General features: G+C 42.5%; 1 pseudogene. It reads left to right on the top strand.

From position 1 onward, the window contains the following. Positions 1-4,799: pseudogene (locus MICAI_RS25925) on the top strand (hypothetical protein); the annotation flags it as partial.

Genomic DNA, 4,799 nt, shown 5'->3' with positions numbered 1-4,799 from the left:
CCTTGATAATGGGGGCGACGAAAACCTCACCAAAAAAGCCCAATTAGACCAATCCATCCAACTCCTCATCCAAAAACAAACCGTCCTCACCGCCCAACAAGCCACCCTCACCCAAAAACAGACCCTCCTCTCAACCCAAGAACAGGTACTCCTCACCGAGTATCAACTCCTTGATGCGACCCTCGCCAGCCCCGATAAAGACACCAGTACCCTCGAAAAACAACTCATTGACACTCGTAAAACCCTCGCTGAAGTCCAAAAACTCGCCGAACAAGCCGAAGCCAGCAGCCAAGCGTTAACCGCCGCGATGGATGACCTGCAAGCCTCTCTCCTGCTGCAAAACGACAAATACCTCTCCGCCATCAAAGATAAACAACAGGGACTGAAAAAACTCCTAGAAGCCACTGAACTCGAAAAAAATTACACCCTCCAAGCCACTACTAAACGCCAAGAATTAAACAGCTTTGAAAGCCAACTGCTGACTATTCTTAAACAAGCCAATGATGCCGGAAGCCAAGAAGCCGCCCAACTTCTGGAAGTTGCCAACGCCAACAATATGGCTACTGCCGCCGAACTTTATTACAAAGATTATCGAGATTTAGCCAACGATAAAGGTGGCGGTTGTTCAGGAGGAATTGCCCGACCCGAAGATTTAATCTTAGCCGATAAATACTATGCCGAAATGCAGCAATATCGGCAACTGCAACAACAGGCGCAACAACAAGCCAGCCAATTTACCGCCCTTCGTCAAGCTGCTGAAAATCAAATTACCCTCTTAGAAGGACAAAAAGCCCTCGCTACCGAAGAATTGGCACAACTTCAACAAAGTATCGGCAACTCTCAAGAAGCGATTGAGGCCCATAAACAAGAAATCGCCGTTGCTGAATTTCGTATTGATGCCCTTTCCCAACTGAAAGACTGGACAAATCAAACCTTATTACAAGTTCTTTCCGTTGAAAAATTCAACTTAGCGCAGGCACAATTAGAACAAGAAATCGCTGAAAAACGCAGTCAATTAATTGATGATGCGGTGGCAGCCCAGTTAGAAAAACAACGGTTAGATATTCAACGCGATCGTCAAATTGCCGTCACCAAACTTGAACAACTCAACCAACTTAACACCGAAGAAGCACTCCAGCAAGCGATTAATAACCTCCGCACCGACTTAGGGATTAACCCGATTGCCAATATCATCACCCAAGCTGACTATAAAGGACAACTCGCTGGCATCTTAGCCGATTTAGATGCCCTCAAACAAAAACAGCCCAGCTTACCTGCTGAATTGCAGAGCATATTAACAGCAACTCGTCAAGATATTCATGCTGCTTTACAGGGGAAAGAAGCCGCAACGATTCAGGATAATTTGCTGAAAACAGTTGATGGTTTAATTGAGCAGAATAATAAACTGAATGCTGAAGTTACGAAATTAGACCAAGAAGAACAGCAATATTTAGGCATTCTGAAACAATCAGAAACCGACCTCAAGGGGGCGAGTAAAGCACTCTATGAGGAGATTCAGAAAACAGGGGTATTAACTCAAGAGAAGGAGCTAGTCAGTCAGCAGAATTTAGAGATACTTTATAAGGTTGGCTATGCTCAAGGTGCAGTTGATTTATCCGATGATTTAGCGCGACAGTCTCAATCGATTTTAAGTCAGATTATTGAGGGGCGAGTTAAAGAACGAAGAATCAGAAAAAAAGCCTTTGTTAATGACATTTTAGAGACTTATGCGCGTGTATATGAAATTACAGGAACGGTCTTAAGACTTGTAGGATTTGTTTTTCCTCCTGCTCAATTTGGCGCACAAATTGCATTTTTAGCTGCGGGTACAGCAAGAACTATTCAAGCTGCTTATAACGGTGATTGGAAAGGGGCAAGGTATCAATTTGCGATGACTGCTCTCAAAGCCCTCGCATTGGAAATGCCCGTCGAAGGTGCCGAGGGTATCGAAGGTGGCCAGAAATTCGCTAGTGTCTGGGGATTTAGCGAGGGACAGCTACAAACTATTCAGGAAATTCAAATAGGAGTAAACACAACTTACAATACTTATAATGCCTATAAATCAGGTAATTATGCCCTAGCATTTGTCAGTTTAGCTAAAGGAGTCGCTGATATTGCCGCAATGGAGTTTCAACTTAAAGGTCAAGATGGTAAGCCTATTTTAGGTGGTTCAGCCTTTCAAAAAGGCATTATTACTCTTGGTCAAACCTCTTTAGATATTTATAATACCGCTCAAGCAATTGATAATAAAGATTGGGCTACTGCCATAGGATCAGTCGCTAATGCTGCGAGTACAATTAACAAGAATTTCAAGACTGATATTCAAGGATTTGTTAAGGAAAATTCTACCGATCTTTATGAGCTTTTTTACAGCAAAGATCCCGGTTGGCTAGAAAGAAATATCGGACTTAATTTTGAGCAATCAAAGAATCTAGTTAAAACAATAAATACGCTTTATGATGCTCATGTAGATGGTAGCTATCAATCTTGGTATAGTGCTATTAATAATGTCATAGGTTTATGGGGAGATGAAATTACACAAGCCTTAAAAGATGATAGCAAAATAATCATAAAAGAACCGAATAAACCCATAACAAAGGATGAAATTAAAGAGATATTTGATAAATTTAAAGACCCATTAATGGGTGATAATACCAAGCTTGCTCTTCTTGAAAAAATTGAAACTAATATAAATAATTTTGTCGAGACAAATCAGGGATTGCTAACTCAAAATGACTTTGCTTTATTTGCCAACAATTTTTTAAGTAACTGGGAGAATAATTCTGGTTTTAACAAAATATTAGCATCACGTCAATTAACCATTGATGACTTTAAGAAAGACCCCAATTTTGAAGACGACAAAGCTTATTATAAAGAACATTATCGTGACTATCAACAGCGAGAAGGACATAAAATAGCGGTTGCTTTTATGCACTTTGTGACAGGTATTCCTACAAATCAATTATCGGAAGAATTACCAGGACTAGGAGTTACAGGGATTAGAAAATATGGTTTTAATTGGTACTCAGGTTTCAGTCGTAGATTATTACTAGGAACTGCTCTACATGATGTGACAGATTTCTTAGATTCGACACTCAATCTTCCGAATGTTAATATTAAGGACTGGAGTAAAAATTCTGACAGTTGGAATAAATCAGCGTGGGGAACATCTAATAGCACATGGTCAGCATTAATAATGTTTTCTGGTGCTGTAGGTAAAGAGGTTTCAGATGTAGTTAAAGAAACTGTTCAATCCGCTCTCAAGCCTATAAACTATATCGCAAAATCATTAGATCCTCTAATTATCGATTTAAACAATGATGGACTGCAACTAATTAGTCTTGAAAACTCCTCAACTCGTTTTGATATTGATGCAGACGGCTACGCCGAAAACACCGCCTGGGTATCTCCTCAAGACGGCATCCTCACCATCGACCTCAACGGTGACGGAATCATTAATAATATCACCGAAATCTTCTCCGAAAACTACGGTAACGGAACCGCAAAATCAGGAATAGAAGCCTTAACTACCCTCGATAGCACCAAAAACGGCATAATATCCGCCGCCGATGACCAATTTAACCAAATTCTCGTTTGGCAAGACCTCAACCAAGACGGGATCAGTCAACCCAACGAACTGAAAACCCTTACCCAACACGGGATCACCAGTATTAACCTCAACGGACTCCCCACCGAAACCATCCAAGACGGTAACATCATCCGCACCCGTTCCCTCTTCAACCGCAACGACGGAACCATCGGACAAATCGCTGATGTCGCCTTCCTCGTCACCGAAACCGGCTTCAAAACCATCCAAACCGCCAACGGTGTCCAAATCATCGCCGAAAACGACAGCGCCACCTCCCTCACCATCTTCAACGACACCGCCAACCACACCCTCAACCTCTTCGATACTAAAGTCCAAATTGCGATCGGTAGTACCGGTAACGACACCTTCTACACCACCGGAAGCGAAGGCGTATTCCTCTCCGGTGGCGACGGCAACGATACCCTCACAGGTGGAAACGGTAACGATTGGATTATCGGCGATACAGGCCCAGATCAACTGATTGGCGGCGCAGGTAACGACATCCTCTACATCGACCCACAAGATACAGTCATTAAGGGTGGCGAAGGACAAGATATTGCCATAGTCACCACCAATCAAGCTATCACCCTCGATCTCGGACTCAGTAACCTAGAAATGGCGCTGGGTAACGACGGTAACGACACCTTCACCAACTCCAGTACCGTCAGTGTCACCATCGATGGAGGTAAAGGCGACGACACCATTAAAGGCGGATCTGGTGATGATGGACTGATAGGGGGAGAAGGAAGCGATAGTATTAATGGCGGCTTAGGTAATGATACTCTACAAGGTGGTAGTGGACAGGATAGCTTTTTCTTTGGTGCTAATAACGGTCAAGATCGAATCGATGATTTTGACATAGCTACCGAGAAAATTATCATCGATGGGAGTTTAGGATTCACTTCAGCCGCTCAAGTATTCAATACTTTCAGCCGTCCGTTCGACGCTCAGAATAAACTGCTTATTGATGTTACCCGATTTACCTTAAGTGCTGGTAACACTATTGATGTCATTCACGATTCCAATACTAACCCTTCACAGACTCCCTTAACTGCTGCTAATTTTGTTATTAATGGAGTCATCGGTCAACCTTACACCCCAATCGAAGCTTTCGGTAACACCAAATTAGTCAAAGACACAACTAATAAACTTTACACCCAAATTGGCAATAATAACCCCATCGCCATCAAAAATGGTGCCACTCAGATTA

Origin of the sequence: Microcystis sp. T1-4 (assembly GCF_000297435.1) — a bacterium.
GTDB lineage: Bacteria > Cyanobacteriota > Cyanobacteriia > Cyanobacteriales > Microcystaceae > Microcystis.
This window is presented reverse-complemented; position numbering and strand designations above follow the sequence as displayed.